The following is a 15,226-nucleotide window of genomic DNA, read 5'->3' on the forward strand; positions in this document are numbered from 1 at the left end:
CGCGTCCGGGACACTTGGCCATGTTTTCGTCGCCCGGCTGTGCTAATGAGCCGCCATGCTCGACACCGTCCAACATCATGCGCAGCCGCAAGCCGGCGTGCCGCAGAACCGCCTTGCCGAAGAATTCGTCGAGACACTGCGGCTCGCCGTGCCGATGATGCTGACCCAGCTCGGGCAGATCGCGATGATCACGACCGATCTCGCGATGATCGGGCGGCTCGGCGAGGAGGCGGTGGCCGCGGCGGCGCTGGCCCATACTGTCTATTTCGTCAGCTTCACGTTCGGGCTCGGATTGACGTCCGCAGTGTCGCCGCTGGCGGCGCAGGCGTTCGGCGCCGGCGACGTCAGGCGCATTCGCCGCTCGTTGCGCGTCGGGCTGTGGGCCGCCCTGCTGATCTCGCTGCCGATGATGGCCTCGCCGCTCTATGGCGAGCAGATCCTGCTCGCGCTCGGTCAAATGCCGCGAGCGGCCGCGCTGGCGCAGCACTATCTGAATGGCCTTGCCTGGGGCATCGCGCCGGCGCTCGGATTCATCGCGCTGCGCGGCATGATGAGCGCGGTGAACCGGCCGCAGGCCCCGCTGTGGATCACGCTGGCGGCGATCCCGGTCAATGCCGCGCTGGTCTATGCCCTGATCCACGGCCTGTTCGGCCTGCCCGAGCTCGGCCTGTTCGGCGCAGGGCTTGCGACCACGCTGGTCAATCTCGGCACCTTCCTCGCCGCGCTCGCGATTGCCGGGCTGCGCAAGCCGTTCGCGGACTATCATCCGCTCGCCCGCCTCTGGCGGATCGACTGGCCCTTGATGCGCCAGCTGGTCGCGATCGGCGCGCCGATTTCGTTCTCGCTGCTGCTGGAATACGGCCTGTTCTCCTCGGCCGCACTGCTGATGGGCTTGATCTCGACCACCGCGATTGCCGCGCATCAGATCGCGCTCCAGGTCACCGCCGTGCTGTTCATGGTGCCGCTCGGCATTGGCATGGCGGCGACGGTGCGGGTCGGTCATGCCTTCGGCCGTAATGATCCGGCGGCGGTGAAGCGCGCAGGGCTCGTTGCAGCCGTGCTCGGACTCGCGCTGGTCTCCGCGCTGACGATCGCTATCGTGATCGGCCGCTACGAGCTCGGTCGGCTGTTCTTCGGCGCGGGCAGCGAAAGCACCGCGACCGTCGAGCTGACCGGAACGCTGCTGCTGGTCGGGGCCAGCTTCTTCATCGCCGACGGCCTGCAGACTATCATGGGCGGCGCGCTGCGCGGCATCAACGACACCCGAATGACGCTGCTGTTCGCCGCGATCGGCTATTGGGGCGTCGCCTTTCCCATCGGCTGGATGCTGGCGTTCCACACAGGACTAGGCGCGGTCGGCGTCTGGATCGGATTCTCGATCGGCACATTCGTCTATGCCGGGCTCCTGATCTTGCGCTTCCGGATGCTGACGCGCAAAATGGCGGGATGAGAGCAAATGTCCACGAAGTCGCGCCTGAGATCGATCCGCGTGCAGTGCTCGCGGGCGCGCAGTTCGCCGATGCGTTTCGCGTGGAGATCGGCACCGCGGCGGTGAATGCCCGCGAGGCCTGCACCAGGATGGTGCTGCACGGGCCGCGCTGGATCGACGCGCTGCTGCACCTGCGCAACATTCTGGTGAGGCCGTTCGGGCTGAAGACATCGGGCGAAGGCGCGCCGGCGCCGGGCGGCATGATCGGCCTGTTTCCGGTGCTGAGCGAGACGCCGGAGCAGCTGGTCGCAGGCTTCGACGATTCGCACCTCGACTTCCGGATCGTGGTCGACGTTTCAGGCGATGCCGCGAGCCGCCATGTGACCTCGACCACGCTGGTGCGCACGCACAACCTGCTCGGCCGGACCTATCTCGCACTGATCATGCCCTTCCACAAGCTCGTCGTCCGCAACATGATGGGACGGATCGTGGAGCCGGCCCGATGACGCTGTTCGTCGACCTCTTCTACTCCTACCGGAGCCCTTACAGCTATCTGGCGCTGCCCAAGACACTGAAGCTGGTCGAACAGTATGACCTCGCAGTGAACCTTCGTCCGGTCTATCCGCTGGCAATCCGCGAGCCGGGCTTCTTCAAGAAAGCCAATCCGCAATTCATTCGTTATGTGGTGCTCGACAGCACGCGCGTAGCGGAGCACGAGGGCATTCCGTTCCGCTTTCCCCGGCCCAATCCGATCGTGCAGGATCTGACCACGCTCGAGGTCGCGGCGGAGCAGCCTTACATCCATCGCCTCACTCGCCTCGGCGCCATGGCGCAGCTCGAAGGGCGATCGCTTGCATTCACCTACGCGATCGCGCGCGTGTTGTGGGACGGCTCGGTCTCGGGGTGGAACGAAGGCGATCATCTGGCACAGGCCGCCGAACGAGCCGGCTTCGACCTTGCCGCGATGGATGAAGCGATCACCGCTGAGCCGGATCGCTACGAGCAGGTGATTGCAGCGAACGAGAAAGATCACGCCGCGTCAGGCCATTGGGGCGTGCCGACCTTCGTGTTTGAAAACGAGCCGTTCTTCGGCCAGGACCGCATCGATCTCCTGGTCTGGCGCATGCAGGGCAAAGGGCTGACGAAGCGATAGCTCACTCCGCCACCCGCACCGACTTGTCGCTTGCTGCCTCCGACCATTCGCCGACGACGCGATCGAGATCGCCGAGATTCTGGTGCATCTGCTCCAGGGAGAAGCCGAGCGCGAAGAAGCGCTCGGCGGTGTCGCCGGGCTGGCCGCGGATCAGGCCATCCTGACGGACGGACGCCACCGCCTCAGCATAGTGATGGAGCGCGACATGGACAGGATGGATCGGCGGCGCGCCGGCGCCCTCGCGCAAGGCGCTAGCGGCCGAGCGCAGAAAGCGCGCGATCACGGTGGACACTTCCGTCAGCGGAGCAGCCAGCCGCAGCTGCACCTCGACCGGCAACGGCAACACCGTGGCACGGCCGATCATCACGACGTCATGCCGCAGCCGCAGGATCGTTCGCAGCAACGGGCCGGTATCCGGACCGCTCGACAGGCGCGCCGCGCGCTCGCGCTCGGCTTCGGAGCCGATCGCATTCAGGTTGACCATCGCGGTGCCGATGCCGTCCTGGATCCGGTGCAGCGCGTCGTTGTCGCGGCCGCGCGTGAGGCCTGCCAGCAGCTCGGCGAGGGCATCGGCGATCAGCTCGAGAAGAACCGCCGCGCTGGCGCGGATCTGCCGCACCGCGCGCGAGGGCAGCACCAGGAAGGAGACCAGCAATCCCGTGACGGCACCGACACCGACCTCGCTGACCCGATCGATCGCCGAGGTCATGGGATCGGCATGATGCAGGGTCGGAACCAGGAGCACGATCACGGCAGTGACCGTGGCGGCGCTGAGGCTCGGATTGATCGCGGCGATGAAGGCGAGCGGGCCGACGGAGAGGACCAGCAGGCCGAGCAGGCCCGCCTCGCTGGAATAGGGAATCAGGATGGCAATGGCGCCGCCATAGACGGCTCCGCCGATGGTGCCGAGCATGTAATCGCGCGTCGCCTTCAGCGAGCGGCCGACGCTCATCTGGGTCACGATCAGCGAGGTCAGCACCGCCCAGAGCGGCAACAACAGGTGCAGCGCGGTTGCGATCGCGTAAGCCGCGGTCGCGGCGACCGTGACCCGGATCGCCAGCCCCAATTGCGTCCGCCGCGCTCGAACCTGCTCAAACAGCTGCCTTGCGCGCGTCATACGGAATATCCCGATCCACTGGCGCCGAGCAAAAGCATGGCTGATCCCCGCCGGCGCAAGGCCGCTTGAAAGGCCAAATCAGCCCGCCTAACTTGCGCGCCAAAACGAGGAAACACGATGGCTCACGAAACCGCAACGCTCGCCGCCTATGTCTTCTATCTGAAATACCAGGATATTCCGGCGGAAGTGCTGGAGCGCGCCAAGGTGCTGACGCTGGACTTCCTCGGCAGCGCGATCAGGGCGCGGCGCGAGGCGGAATCGACCCCGTCGATGCTGAAGATGCTGGAGGCGCTGGCCCTCGACACCAGGGGCGAATCCACCGTGTTCGGCGATAGCAAAACCTGGACGCCAGCCGTCGCGGCACTGCTCAACGGCGCGCTTGGCCACTCCCTCGATTTCGACGACACCCATGCCGATTCCTCGCTGCATCCGAGCGCACCGGTGGTGCCGGCCGCCTTCGCCGTCGGCGAGATGGTCGGCGCCTCCGGGCGCGACGTGCTGACGGCGATCGTTGCCGGTTACGAGGTGTGCTGCCGGCTCGGCAATGCGCTCGACCCGACCTCGCATTATGCGCGTGGCTTCCACCCGACGGCGACGGCCGGCACCTATGGCGCGACTGCGGCGGCGGGCAAGCTGTTCGGCCTGACCGAGAAGCAGCTGATTGCAGCATTCGGCGTCTCCGGCAGCCAGGCCGCGGGCTCGCTGCAATTCCTGGTCAACGGCGCCTGGAACAAGCGCTACCAGGTCGGCGCCGCCGCGATGAACGGGGTGATCGCCGCGACGCTGGCGCGCAACGATTTCGTCGGTGCGACCGAGTCGGTCGAGGGCAAGCACGGCCTGCTCGCCGGCTACACCGACGATGCGCATCCGGACAAGGCGGTGGCCGAGCTCGGCAAGACCTATGAGACGATGAAGATCGGCGTGAAGCCGTATCCAAGCTGCCGCTACACCCATGCCGCGATCGACGCGCTGATCGCGATGCGGCGCGAGCACAATCTGACGCCGGACCAGGTCAAGCGGGTCGAGATCGGCCTGCACCGCAACGGCATCACGCTGACCGGCGACGCCGCGACCAAGCGGCATCCGCGCTCGATCGTCGGCGGCCAGTTTTCGATGTTCTTCACCGGCGCGCTCGCACTCGACCAAGGTTCATTCGGCTGGGACGATTACAACCGGCTCGGCGACGCCGCCATCGACGCGCTCGCCGACAAGTTCGACGTGGTGCAGGACGATCGCCTCGAGATCGGCCGCAGCCATCCGTTCGGTGCCCGCGTCAGCATCACCACGGACGACGGCGTGCATGAGCGGCTCTATGCCGATCCGTCCGGCGAGCCGAATTCCTTCCCGGACACGAAGGCGATGCAGCAGAAGTTTTTGACGCTGGCCCGTCCCGTGCTGAATGCGCGCGCGGAAAAGTTCGCGGATGCGATCATGACGCTGGAGCGGTTCGACCGCGTGGCGCAGGCGACGGAATTGGGGCGCTAACAGCTCTCGCATGAGAATGCTGCGCCCTCTCCCCTTGTGGGAGAGGTTCGCTTCGCGAAGCGAAGCGGGGTGAGGGGTTCTCTCCGCGAGTCCAACTCTCATTTGAATGCACCGATAGAGACCCCTCATCCGGCGCTTCGCGCCACCTTCTCCCACAAGGAGAGAAGGGAAGAGGAGCTCGCGTTTCATTCCCGTCCCGCCATCTTCCCCTTCTCGCGCGTTGCGGCCACTACATCCCGCACCAGATCGAACACGCCGTCGGCTTGCGGCGGCGCGTTCGGCGAGCGGCCGAGGCGCACGATCACCAGTTGCTCCGACGGGATCACGATGGTGTACTGCCCGATCGTGCCCTTGGCGAAGAAGGCATCGCGCGGCCAGCCGTGCTCCACGCGAAAGTTTGCGCCAAAGCTATCGCCCTGGTTGGTCCAGAAGCCGGCGCCGATGCCGACCCACGCATTCGGCGTGGCTGTCGCCGAATAGTTCACCCACCCTTCCGGCAAGATGCGCTTGCCGCCGGCGACGCCGTCATTGAGGTAGAGCTGGCCGAAGCGCGCCCAGCCGCGGGCGGAGGCGAGCATCTCGCTCGACCCCTCGATCGTGCCGACACCGTCGAGCTGGAGCAGCACATGGCGCATGCCGAGCGGAGCGAACAATTCGCGGCGGGCAAGGCGTAGCGCGTCTAGCGGTGTGCCGCCGGCCGCATCGCGGATCAGATGCGAGAGAATGAGGGTGTTGCCGTCGTGATAATTCCACGCGGTGCCGGGCGCGGTCTGAAGCGGAATGCTCTCGGCATAGGCGGCCATATCCTTTTCCGCGAACTTCATCCGGTTGACCGGCTCGAAGGCGGAGAGAAGCGAAGCCTGCAGCGAGCTGCCGAGCGCAAGGCCCGCGGTGTGACGCAGCAGCTGGTCGACGGTGATGGCATGGCGCGGGTCGTCGGGATCCTTCCAGGCGGCGACCGGTGCGCGACCGTCGAGCTTCAGCTTGCCCTGGCGCACCAGCACGCCGATCAGGGCCGAGATCACCGACTTCGTCATGGAGAAGCCGAGCAGTGGCGTCTCGGGGCCGATGCCGTCGGCGTAGCGTTCGGCGACGACGCGGCCGGCCTTCATCACGACGATGGCGCGGGTGCGGCGGTAAGGCGGCTGCGCGGGCTCGGCGAAGGCCCGGTCGAGCGCGGCGGCGAGCGCGGGGCTCTGCGGCGGCACGATTGCGGGTCCGGCGATCTCGGGCAGCAACGCGGGTCGTTTCTCGTCAGGCGGCAGCTCGACGGCGACGATGCCATCGCCGTGCTCGAGCGTGCAGCCGAGGCCCTCGCGATACACGGCGTGGCTGCGGCCGATGCCGAACAGCGTCACCGTGACATCCTTGCGGACGCGGTCGACCCTGTAGTCCATCGCCCAGCTGATCAGGCTCGCTCCAGGCATGGCATCGGTGGTCTGGGCGAAGTTGCGGCTGGGATCGAGGCCGGAAACGAACGTCTCGGCGCACAGGATGTCGGCGACGAAGCCGGTCGCGACCTTCGGGATGTCGCGGGCCCGGGCCGCGCCGAGCGCGAGGCCGGCTGCGGCGATGGCGGTAGCGAGAAGGACGATTTTGCGGCGGCGAGTCACTTGCTTTCTCCTGATGGGGCCCTTGTCGGGAGGAAGCGGGAGAAGCTGCAGGCGCGCTCGCCGGATTTGAAAGATGGTCTAGCCGAATTCGGACAGCGCTGGTCGATTTCGAAATAATGCTGTAATTACAGCAGCTTGAAATCTAGGCCGCGTTCACCTTGAGCCGCCGATATTCCGTCGGCGTGACGCCGGTGACCGCCTTGAAGGCGCGGTTGAAGGGGCCGAGTGACTGGAAGCCGGCGTCCATGGCGATGGTGATGACGGGGACCTCGGCCTGGCTGGGATCGGCGAGCGCGGCCTTGGCTTCCTCGATGCGGTGGTTGTTCAGGAACACATTGAAGTTGCGATAGCCGAGCCGCTGGTTGATCAGCCGGCGCAGGCGGTATTCGGGGATCTTCAGCCGGGTTGCCAGGACGCCGATGGTGATGTTCTCGTGGCGATAGATCCGCTCGTCCGCCATCAGGCGCATCAGGGCGTCGATGAGCTTCTGGTCGGAGTCCTCGGCCACAGGCTGGACCGGCGCGATCGCCGGTGCGGGCTCTGGCGCAATCGGAAACAGATCGGCGCCATCGACGCGCAACATTGCGTAGGCGATCGCGGCAACGATGCAGGCGAGCACACCTGTGTTGATCGTGTCGACGACATCGCCCGCGCTGAAGGCAACGAGGATCTGCAGAAGCGCATTCAACCCGCCATAGAGTGCGGCGGCGCAGACGATGAAGACGCGCAGGCGGCGGCGACGCTCGACCAGATCGGCGGACCACGATCCAATCGTCTGCGCCACTGCGAGCGCGATGAAGCCGAGCACGATCAGGTTCACTGCCGTCACGGAAAACCGCGCGTTGCCGCCGGGCGCGATCCAGAGACATCCGACCAGGCTGAAGGCGGTCACCGCGGCCCAGATCAAACCATGCCACCAGCGCAACCGAAATTCGTCGTCGAACAGAGCGCGCGTGAACAGCCAGAACACGACGATGTTGCCGGTCGACAGCGCAATCAGCGGCGCGTGCCAGGCCGGAACGAGCGACGACACGCCGATGGAATAGCTCGCGGCGTGCGCCGCCGAGCCGAGCGCGAAGGCCGCGCCGAGGCGGGCCGCGAGCACATTGCGGAACTCGGAGACGAGCGAGGCCGCGAGCACCAGCAGCAGCGCGACGCTGGCGGCGCGGAAGGCGAGCTCGGTTGCGGCAAGGGTCATCGGATGGCCGAACGGTCGCGGTTGAAGGCGTCCGAACATCGTTGGTTGCCGCCATTTTTTCAAGGACCATCCGCGCCACAGGTGTCATCGCCCGGCCTTGACCGGGCGATCCAGTACTCCGAGACGGTTGTGATTGAATCGATGGGCCGCGGAGTACTGGATGCCCCGCTTATGCGGGGCACGACAGCGGAATTTGTCGCGCCGCCTTCGTCGCGACGGCGATGGGAAATCCTGCTACGATCGTACTCAACAAAGCTAAAAGGAGTCCCCCATGAGCTGGCAGCCCTCGAACGATCCCGTGCTCGGCGATCCCATGTCCTGCGATGCGCTCGATCTCGTCATCGTGCCGCGCACGCGCGATCTCGGTGACGGGTTCGCGGTGCGGCGGGCGTTGCCGCACGGCAAGCGGCAGATGGTCGGGCCTTTCATCTTCTTCGACCATTTCGGCCCGGTACAGTTCGTCTCCGGCAAGGGCATGGACGTGCGGCCGCATCCGCATATCGGGCTCGCCACCGTCACCTATCTGTTCGACGGCGCCATCATGCATCGCGACAGCGAGGGCAATGTCCAGGAGATCGCGCCCGGCGCGATGAACCTGATGACGGCCGGACGGGGCATTGCCCATTCCGAGCGCACGCCGGACGCGCAGCGCGCCTCGGGCCAGAAGATGCTCGGCCTGCAAAGCTGGATCGCGCTGCCGGCGGGCTCCGAAGAGATCGCGCCGTCGTTTCAGCATTATGCGGCGGGCGACCTGCCGATGATCTCCGAGCGCGACTTCACCGCGCGGGTGATCGCGGGCTCCACCTTCGGCATCACCTCGCCCGTCTCGATGGTCTCGCCCTGGTTCTACACCGAGGTCACGGCGGCCGCGGGCGCGACTGTGCCGCTCGACCCCGATCATGAGGAGCGGGCGATCTACCTGGTCGACGGCGAGGTCGAGATCGCTAACGAGCACTACGAGGGGCCGCGCCTGCTGATCTTCCGGCCCGGCGACCGCATCACCGTGAAGGCGCTTCAAGCCACGCGGATGATGTTTCTCGGGGGCGATGCGCTGGAAGGCCCGCGCCACATCTGGTGGAATTTCGTCTCGTCCAGCAAGGAGCGGATCGAGCAGGCCAAGCAGGACTGGAAAACCGGGCGCTTCGCGCCAGTTCCGCAGGAGCACGAGTTCATTCCGCTGCCGGAATAGGCTAATCCGGTGTCCGGCCGCGCAACCGAATGCGGCTGGATTCCTTGTGCGAAGGCTTTGCCGATGACCACCATGCTCTCCAGCGACCTGCCGCTCCCCAAGATCGGACGCGGCAAGGTGCGCGATATCTATGCCGTCGACGACGACCGCCTGCTGCTCGTCACCACCGACCGCATCAGCGCCTTCGACGTCGTGATGGGCGAGACCATCCCGATGAAGGGCGCGGTGCTGACGCAGATCAGCGCGTGGTGGTTCAATGAGCTGGAAGGCGTGGTGCCGCACCACATGATCAGCGCGGATAGCGACGAGATCGTTGCGGCCGTACCGGCACTGAAGGCTCATCGCGACCAGATCCTCGGCCGCGCCATGCTGTGCAAACGCACCACTGTGTTTCCGATCGAATGCGTGATCCGCGGCTATCTCTCAGGCTCCGCCTGGAAGGAATATGCCGCGAGTGGCACGCTCGCGGGCGAGAAGCTGAAGCCAGGCCTTGTCGAGAGCGAGAAGCTGGAGCCTGCGATCTTCAGCCCGGCGACCAAGGCCGAGAGCGGCCATGACGAGAACATCACCATCGCGAAGATGCGCGCGGTGGTCGGCGACGACGTCGCCTACACGCTGGAAAGCATGACGCGCGCGATCTACACGCTCGGCGAGGAGCTCGCCCGCGAGCAGGGCATCATCATCGCCGACACCAAGTTCGAGTTCGGTCGCGACAAGGACGGCCGCATCATCCTGATCGACGAGGTGATGACGCCGGATTCGTCGCGCTTCTGGGCAGTGGACGCCTACAAGCCGGGCCAGCCGCAGGCGAGCTTCGACAAGCAGCCCCTGCGCGACTATCTCGACGCCGAGCGCCGCGCCGGCCGCTGGAACGGCGACGCCCCGCCGCCGCCGCTGCCGGCCAGCGTGGTGGACGCGACCAGCAAGCGGTATCTCGAGGCGTATCGGCGCGTGACGGGGAATGAGCTGAAGATTTAGGGTTCGCTACCCCTGCGCGCTCCGTCGTTGCGAGCGTAGCGAAGCAATCCAGAGTCGTTCCGCGGAGGGATTCTGGATTGCTTCGCTGCGCTCGCAATGACGGGGAGAGGCCGGTGGGCCTCTCCGACATCTCCACCTGGCTCACATCGCCAGACAACGGCGGCTCTCACACCCCCGCCATCATCACGTATTTGATCTCGACATATTCTTCCATGCCGTGACGCGAACCTTCGCGGCCGAGGCCACTTTCCTTGACGCCGCCGAAGGGCGCGACCTCGGTGGTGATGAGGCCGGTGTTGACGCCGACCATGCCTGATTCCAGCGCTTCGGCGACGCGCCAGACGCGGCCGATATCGCGGGAATAGAAATACGAGGCAAGGCCGAACGGCGAGGCGTTGCACATCGCGATGACGTCGGCCTCGTCCTTGAAGCGGATCACGGGCGCGAGCGGTCCGAAGGTCTCCTCCTGCGACACCAGCGAGTCCGGCTTGACGTCGGCCAGCACCGTCGGCTCGAAGAAGGAGCGGCCGAGCTCGCTGCGCTTGCCGCCGGTAACCACCTTGGCGCCGCGCTTCACCGCGTCGGCGATGTGCCGCTCGACCTTGTCGACCGCCTTCATGTTGATCAGCGGACCCTGCGTGACGCCACTCTCGGTGCCGTCGCCGAGCTTCATCGCCGCGACCTTCTTCGATAGCTTCTGCACGAACTCGTCGTAGATCTTGTCCTGGGCGTAGATGCGGTTGGCGCAGACGCAGGTCTGGCCCATGTTGCGGTATTTCGAGACGATCGCGCCTTCGACCGCCGCATCGATGTCGGCATCGTCGAACACGATGAAGGGCGCGTTGCCGCCGAGCTCGAGGCCGAGCCGCTTCACGCCGACCGAGGCCTGCTGATAGAGGATCTTGCCAACCGCGGTGGAGCCGGTGAAGCCGACGAAGCGCACCGCCGGATGCTCGCACAGCACCTTGCCGATCGGCGGCGCGTCACCCGTGATGATGTTGAGCACGCCCTTGGGAATGCCGGCCCTCTCGGCGAGCACGGCCAGCGCCAGCGCCGACAACGGCGTCTCGTTGGCGGGCTTGAGCACCACGGTGCAGCCGGCCGCCAGCGCCGGGGACACTTTGCGCGTGATCATCGAGTTCGGGAAATTCCACGGCGTGATCGCACCGCAGACGCCGATCGGCTGCTTGATCGCGAGCAGGCGCGCATCGGCGCGCTGGGTCGGGATGGTCTCGCCATAGACGCGGCGGGCTTCTTCGGCAAAAAACTCGATATAGGCGGCGCCGATATCGACCTCCCCGAGCGCCTCGGTGAGCGGCTTGCCTTGCTCGGAGGTGAGGATCAGCGCGAGATCCTCGCGGTTCGCGGTGATCAGCTCGAACCATTTGCGCAGGATGTTGGAGCGCTGCTTGGCCGTGTGCTTGGCCCAGCCCGGGAACGCGCGCTCGGCGGCTTCGACCGCCCGGGTGGTGTCATGTGCACCAAGCTGCGGCACCTTGGCGAGCTCGACGCCGGTGGCGGGATTGTTGACGGCGAAGACCGGCGTGCCGACCCAGGCGCCGTCGATGTAGCAGGCCTCCTTCAAGAGCGACGGGTCCTTCAACCGGTCGCGCAGGGTGGCGGTGGCTTGCGGGGCGCGTGCGGCGGCGGTCGGTGTCATGGCGTACTCCCTGGGGCGATCGGATCGGCCCGGAATATAGGAGCAAGCGATGTCCAATGCACCGCCCCACAACGCACATCTGCTGGGAGTAAGCCGGGAGCCTCAGGTTACTCACCTCTCCCGACGGGGAGAGGTTGGCCTCGCGATCAAGGAACGGTCAGGCCGCGCCGCTCATATAGGTCTCGCGGCGGCCGATCATGCGCTCGGCCGCGGCCTTGGCGTCCGCCTTGGTGGACGTCGCGCAGGTCCGGTATTCGAGATCGGGAACGTGGGAGGTGTCGCGACGGCCGAACCACGATTTCGAGCCGACTGGCAGCAGCGCCAGCGCCTGCGCCAGATTGTCGACGGCGCCGAAGGAATAGAGAGCGCCGGTACCGGCGACGCGAACCTCGTAAATGCCGGGCGAAATCGGCGCCTCCAGGTTCTCGCCCCGTCCGGGACGGGGATAGCGCTTCCATTCGCTCCAGGTCGAAATCATCTGAGGTCCCCCTCGCGGCCGGCAGCAGCCGCCCATTGGCGTCACGTCTGAACGTCATCGGCCGATTTGGCCGCGTGCTGAAACGCCGCAACGCACAAAATGTTTCAAGTGAATCAAACACGCAAAACATACCGTCGAGGCTTGTCCACGGTCACGGTGGGCTGCGTTCGTCCACCGCAGATTGTGACGGAGTGTTGCAGTTCAGCCGCCCTGTCGTCCTGCGCCGGCCGCAGACCGTCAAGTCACGACATCGCGACCATGGCGGGCATCCGAACGCGCTTGCCGCGCAGGACATGCCGGAGGACAATCGAGCACTTCCAATAATAATCAAACCCGAGGAAACGCCATGCAAAGCCAAGCCCAGATCGATGAGATTCTGCGTCAGAAGTGCGAGACCAAGGAGATTCCGGGCGTCGTCGCCATCGCGGCCAGCGGCCGCGACGTGCTGTATCAGGGCGCGTTCGGCAAGCGCGACCTGTCCAGGCCCGATGCGATGAGTGTTGACAGCGTGTTCTGGATCGCGTCGATGACGAAGGCAGTGACAACAGCGGGCGCGATGCAGCTGGTCGAGCAGGGCAAGCTGTCGCTGGATGCGCCGATCAGCGATGTCTTGCCCGATCTCGCCAATCCGCAAGTGCTCGAAGGCTTTGATGCCAAGGGCGAGGCGAAGCTGCGGCCGGCCAAGGGGCCGATCACGCTGCGCCAGCTCATGACCCACACCGCCGGCTTCTGCTACAACATGTGGAACGGCGATCTCGCGGTCTATCTGGACAAAAACGGCATCCCCGCCATCACCACCTGCCAGAACGCGGCATTGAAGACGCCGATCATGTCCGACCCCGGCACGCGTTGGGAATACGGCACCAATATCGATTTCGTCGGCAAAGCCGTGGAGGCCGCCAGCGGCAAGCGGCTCGACGCGTACCTGCGCGACAATCTGTTCGCGCCGCTCGGCATGCGCGACACCGCTTTCAAGATCACCGACGACATGCGCAAGCGCCTGGTCGGCATGCATGCCCGGGGCGAGGACGGCCAGCTGGCAGCGATCCCGTTCGAGCTGGAGCAGGAGCCGGAATTCCACATGGGCGGCGGCGGCCTCTATTCGACCGCGGGCGACTACATCAAGTTCACCCAGATGATCCTGAACAAGGGCCACGGCAACGGCAACCAGGTGCTGAAAGCCGAGACGGTCGCGACGATGGGACAGAACCACATCGGCGATCTCGCCATGGGCAAGATGACGACGGCGGCGCCGATGTACACCAACGACGTCGATCTCTACCCGGAGCAGGTGAAGAAGTGGGGCCTCAGCTTCATGATCAACACGCAAAAGACCGCCGAGGGCCGCAGCGCCGGCAGCCTCGCCTGGGCGGGCCTCGCGAACACCTATTACTGGATCGACCCGGCGCGCGACGTCACCGGCGTGATCCTGATGCAGCTGCTGCCGTTCGCGGATGCAAAATGCCTGGAGGCGTTCGCTGGCTTCGAGCGCGGCGTTTATGCCGGGCTCGATGCTGCCGGAAGCGGGCAGAAGGCGGCGTGAGGGGGCGCATGGCTCTCACATCCTCAGCCGTATCGCGGTAAGCGACGGCCGAGACACGAACTCCCATCCTCCCCTGGAGGGGAGGATCGGTTCGCATGCAGCGAAGCGGCATGCGAACCGAGGTGGGGTGAAGCCGCGGCAAAGGTCTGGATCGCGAAGCGATGCGGTTTCAGAGAACGCAGAGGCCCCATAAGCACTGAATGTGCCGAGAGACCGTCACCCCACCCCGCTCGCGCTGCGCGCGATCGACCCTCCCCCTCCAGGGGAGGGTAAGAGCTAAGCGGTCAACCCGCGCTGCTCGGCGAGCTCCTTCAGCGACACCAGCGGGCGGGCGCCGATGTGCTGGATGACTTCGGCGGCGGCGAGCGCGCCGAGCTCGCCGCACTGCTTGTAGCCGAAGTTGCGCGCGAGGCCGTAGAGGAAGCCGGCGGCGAAGAGGTCGCCGGCGCCGGTGGTGTCGACCACCTTCTCGACCGGGAAGGCCGGCGCTGCGACGGCGTCTTCCGACGACACCACCATGCAGCCCTTCTCGCTACGGGTGACGACGCCAAGATTGACGTCGTTGCGCAGCTGCTTCAGCGCGGTGTCGAAGTCCGAGGTCATGTAGAGCGAGTGCAGCTCGGATTCGTTGGCGAACACGATGTCGACGGTGCCGCTCCGCATCAATGAGAGAAACTCGTCGCGATAGCGATCGACGCAGAAGGAATCCGATAGCGTCAGCGCCACCTTGCGCTTGGCGTCATGGGCGATCTTGGCCGCCTTGACGAAGGCCTCCTTGGCGTTCTTGGGGTCCCAGAGATAGCCTTCGAGATAGACGATGCCAGCGCCCGCAATCTCGGCCGGGTCGATGTCTGCCGGCGACAGGTCCTGCGCCGCGCCGAGATAGGTGTTCATGGTGCGCTCGCCATCGCCGGTGACCAGGATGTAGGAGCAGCCGGTGGCGGGGCCGTCCTTGGCGGCGGGCGTGTTGAAGACAACGCCGGCGGCGCGGATGTCATGGGCGTAGAGCTTGCCGATCTGGTCATCCTTGACCTTGCCGACATAGGCGGCGCGCGCCCCCAGGCTGCCGATGCCGACGATGGTGTTGGCCGCCGAGCCGCCCGAGACCTCGGTCGCCGGACCCATGTCCTTGTAGATGGCGGCGGCGCGCGCCTCGTCGATCAGCGACATGCTGCCCTTGGTCATGCCATGCTTGGCCAGAAAAGCCTCGTCGGTCCGAACCAGCACGTCGAACAGCGCGTTGCCGATGCCGAGAACGTCATATTTCACGTCAGCCATTCACTTTGATCCTGTTTGCCGGATTGCGATCTAACCGGAAATCCGCTTCCTGTCGGCCTGAAATCCAAGCTCGCGGCCTATCACGACCGGGCCTCGGCGGGCAAG

13 protein-coding genes are annotated in these 15,226 nt (G+C 65.9%); 7 read left to right on the plus strand and 6 right to left on the minus strand.

Features of this window, described 5'->3' with window-relative positions; all coding sequences use genetic code 11:
* The first annotated feature begins 55 nt into the window (after positions 1 to 55).
* From HZZ16_RS22710 to HZZ16_RS22720, 3 genes are read left to right on the plus strand one after another with little or no spacing between them, the layout of a single operon-like run.
* Positions 56 to 1,450, plus strand: a complete 1,395-nt coding sequence (locus HZZ16_RS22710) for an MATE family efflux transporter (RefSeq protein ID WP_197951886.1) — start codon at positions 56 to 58, stop codon at positions 1,448 to 1,450.
* Positions 1,447 to 1,935: a DUF2867 domain-containing protein gene (locus tag HZZ16_RS22715; RefSeq protein WP_197951888.1), complete on the plus strand. Its 489-nt coding sequence runs from the start codon at positions 1,447 to 1,449 to the stop codon at positions 1,933 to 1,935. The genes HZZ16_RS22710 and HZZ16_RS22715 overlap by 4 nt, the downstream gene beginning before the upstream one ends.
* Positions 1,932 to 2,582 carry a 2-hydroxychromene-2-carboxylate isomerase gene (locus HZZ16_RS22720; RefSeq protein WP_197951890.1) on the plus strand — a complete coding sequence of 217 codons (651 nt, stop codon included), beginning with the start codon at positions 1,932 to 1,934 and terminating at the stop codon, positions 2,580 to 2,582. Before HZZ16_RS22715 ends, HZZ16_RS22720 begins: the two co-directional genes overlap by 4 nt.
* A 1-nt stretch (position 2,583) precedes the next feature.
* Here HZZ16_RS22720 and HZZ16_RS22725 read toward each other — a convergent pair whose 3' ends face one another.
* A complete protein-coding gene (locus HZZ16_RS22725; RefSeq protein ID WP_197951892.1) occupies positions 2,584 to 3,699 on the minus strand; it encodes an FUSC family protein in 1,116 nt (371 codons plus the stop codon).
* 117 nt (positions 3,700 to 3,816) lie between these two features.
* Between HZZ16_RS22725 and HZZ16_RS22730 the strand changes: the two genes are divergently transcribed.
* A complete protein-coding gene (locus tag HZZ16_RS22730; RefSeq protein ID WP_197951894.1) occupies positions 3,817 to 5,184 on the plus strand; it encodes an MmgE/PrpD family protein in 1,368 nt (455 codons plus the stop codon).
* A gap of 185 nt (positions 5,185 to 5,369) precedes the next feature.
* Here HZZ16_RS22730 and HZZ16_RS22735 read toward each other — a convergent pair whose 3' ends face one another.
* Positions 5,370 to 6,797, minus strand: coding sequence for a serine hydrolase domain-containing protein (locus tag HZZ16_RS22735; protein WP_197951896.1), 1,428 nt, complete (start codon positions 6,795 to 6,797; stop codon positions 5,370 to 5,372).
* 142 nt (positions 6,798 to 6,939) lie between these two features.
* On the minus strand, positions 6,940 to 7,995 hold the full coding sequence (locus HZZ16_RS22740; protein ID WP_197951965.1) for a helix-turn-helix domain-containing protein: 1,056 nt from the start codon (positions 7,993 to 7,995) through the stop codon (positions 6,940 to 6,942).
* Positions 7,996 to 8,266: 271 nt separating this feature from the next.
* On the opposite strand from HZZ16_RS22740, the gene HZZ16_RS22745 reads away from it, so the two are divergent.
* A complete protein-coding gene (locus HZZ16_RS22745; RefSeq protein WP_197951898.1) occupies positions 8,267 to 9,184 on the plus strand; it encodes a pirin family protein in 918 nt (305 codons plus the stop codon).
* A 63-nt stretch (positions 9,185 to 9,247) separates the two neighbouring features.
* The gene (locus HZZ16_RS22750; protein WP_197951900.1) at positions 9,248 to 10,162 is read left to right on the plus strand and encodes a phosphoribosylaminoimidazolesuccinocarboxamide synthase; all 915 of its coding nucleotides are present in this window, start codon (positions 9,248 to 9,250) and stop codon (positions 10,160 to 10,162) included.
* A 166-nt stretch (positions 10,163 to 10,328) separates the two neighbouring features.
* Here the strand turns inward: HZZ16_RS22750 and HZZ16_RS22755 are convergent, their stop codons facing one another.
* Both HZZ16_RS22755 and HZZ16_RS22760 read right to left on the minus strand, forming a co-directional pair.
* Complete coding sequence (locus tag HZZ16_RS22755) at positions 10,329 to 11,822, minus strand: NAD-dependent succinate-semialdehyde dehydrogenase (RefSeq protein WP_197951902.1); 1,494 nt, start codon at positions 11,820 to 11,822, stop codon at positions 10,329 to 10,331.
* Between the two features lie 157 nt (positions 11,823 to 11,979).
* Complete coding sequence (locus HZZ16_RS22760; RefSeq protein WP_027572396.1) at positions 11,980 to 12,300, minus strand: hypothetical protein; 321 nt, start codon at positions 12,298 to 12,300, stop codon at positions 11,980 to 11,982.
* Between the two features lie 346 nt (positions 12,301 to 12,646).
* On the opposite strand from HZZ16_RS22760, the gene HZZ16_RS22765 reads away from it, so the two are divergent.
* Positions 12,647 to 13,843 (plus strand): serine hydrolase domain-containing protein, encoded by a 1,197-nt coding sequence (locus tag HZZ16_RS22765; protein WP_197951904.1) that lies wholly within the window; start codon positions 12,647 to 12,649, stop codon positions 13,841 to 13,843.
* A 276-nt stretch (positions 13,844 to 14,119) separates the two neighbouring features.
* On the opposite strand, the gene HZZ16_RS22770 is transcribed toward HZZ16_RS22765, so the two are convergent.
* Positions 14,120 to 15,121: an adenosine kinase gene (locus tag HZZ16_RS22770; protein ID WP_197951906.1), complete on the minus strand. Its 1,002-nt coding sequence runs from the start codon at positions 15,119 to 15,121 to the stop codon at positions 14,120 to 14,122.
* Positions 15,122 to 15,226 lie beyond the last annotated feature (105 nt).

The organism is Bradyrhizobium glycinis, from assembly GCF_016031655.1.
Classification (GTDB): Bacteria; Pseudomonadota; Alphaproteobacteria; order Rhizobiales; family Xanthobacteraceae; genus Bradyrhizobium; species Bradyrhizobium glycinis.

Excerpts from the sequence above, each read along its gene's own strand:
- HZZ16_RS22710 (WP_197951886.1), top strand. The coding sequence starts at position 56 with ATGCTCGACACCGTCCAACATCATGCGCAGCCGCAAGCCGGCGTGCCG.
- HZZ16_RS22715 (WP_197951888.1), top strand. The coding sequence starts at position 1,447 with ATGAGAGCAAATGTCCACGAAGTCGCGCCTGAGATCGATCCGCGTGCA.
- HZZ16_RS22720 (WP_197951890.1), top strand. The coding sequence starts at position 1,932 with ATGACGCTGTTCGTCGACCTCTTCTACTCCTACCGGAGCCCTTACAGC.
- HZZ16_RS22725 (WP_197951892.1), bottom strand. The coding sequence starts at position 3,699 with ATGACGCGCGCAAGGCAGCTGTTTGAGCAGGTTCGAGCGCGGCGGACG.
- HZZ16_RS22730 (WP_197951894.1), top strand. The coding sequence starts at position 3,817 with ATGGCTCACGAAACCGCAACGCTCGCCGCCTATGTCTTCTATCTGAAA.
- HZZ16_RS22740 (WP_197951965.1), bottom strand. The coding sequence starts at position 7,995 with ATGACCCTTGCCGCAACCGAGCTCGCCTTCCGCGCCGCCAGCGTCGCG.
- HZZ16_RS22745 (WP_197951898.1), top strand. The coding sequence starts at position 8,267 with ATGAGCTGGCAGCCCTCGAACGATCCCGTGCTCGGCGATCCCATGTCC.
- HZZ16_RS22750 (WP_197951900.1), top strand. The coding sequence starts at position 9,248 with ATGACCACCATGCTCTCCAGCGACCTGCCGCTCCCCAAGATCGGACGC.
- HZZ16_RS22755 (WP_197951902.1), bottom strand. The coding sequence starts at position 11,822 with ATGACACCGACCGCCGCCGCACGCGCCCCGCAAGCCACCGCCACCCTG.
- HZZ16_RS22760 (WP_027572396.1), bottom strand. The coding sequence starts at position 12,300 with ATGATTTCGACCTGGAGCGAATGGAAGCGCTATCCCCGTCCCGGACGG.
- HZZ16_RS22765 (WP_197951904.1), top strand. The coding sequence starts at position 12,647 with ATGCAAAGCCAAGCCCAGATCGATGAGATTCTGCGTCAGAAGTGCGAG.
- HZZ16_RS22770 (WP_197951906.1), bottom strand. The coding sequence starts at position 15,121 with ATGGCTGACGTGAAATATGACGTTCTCGGCATCGGCAACGCGCTGTTC.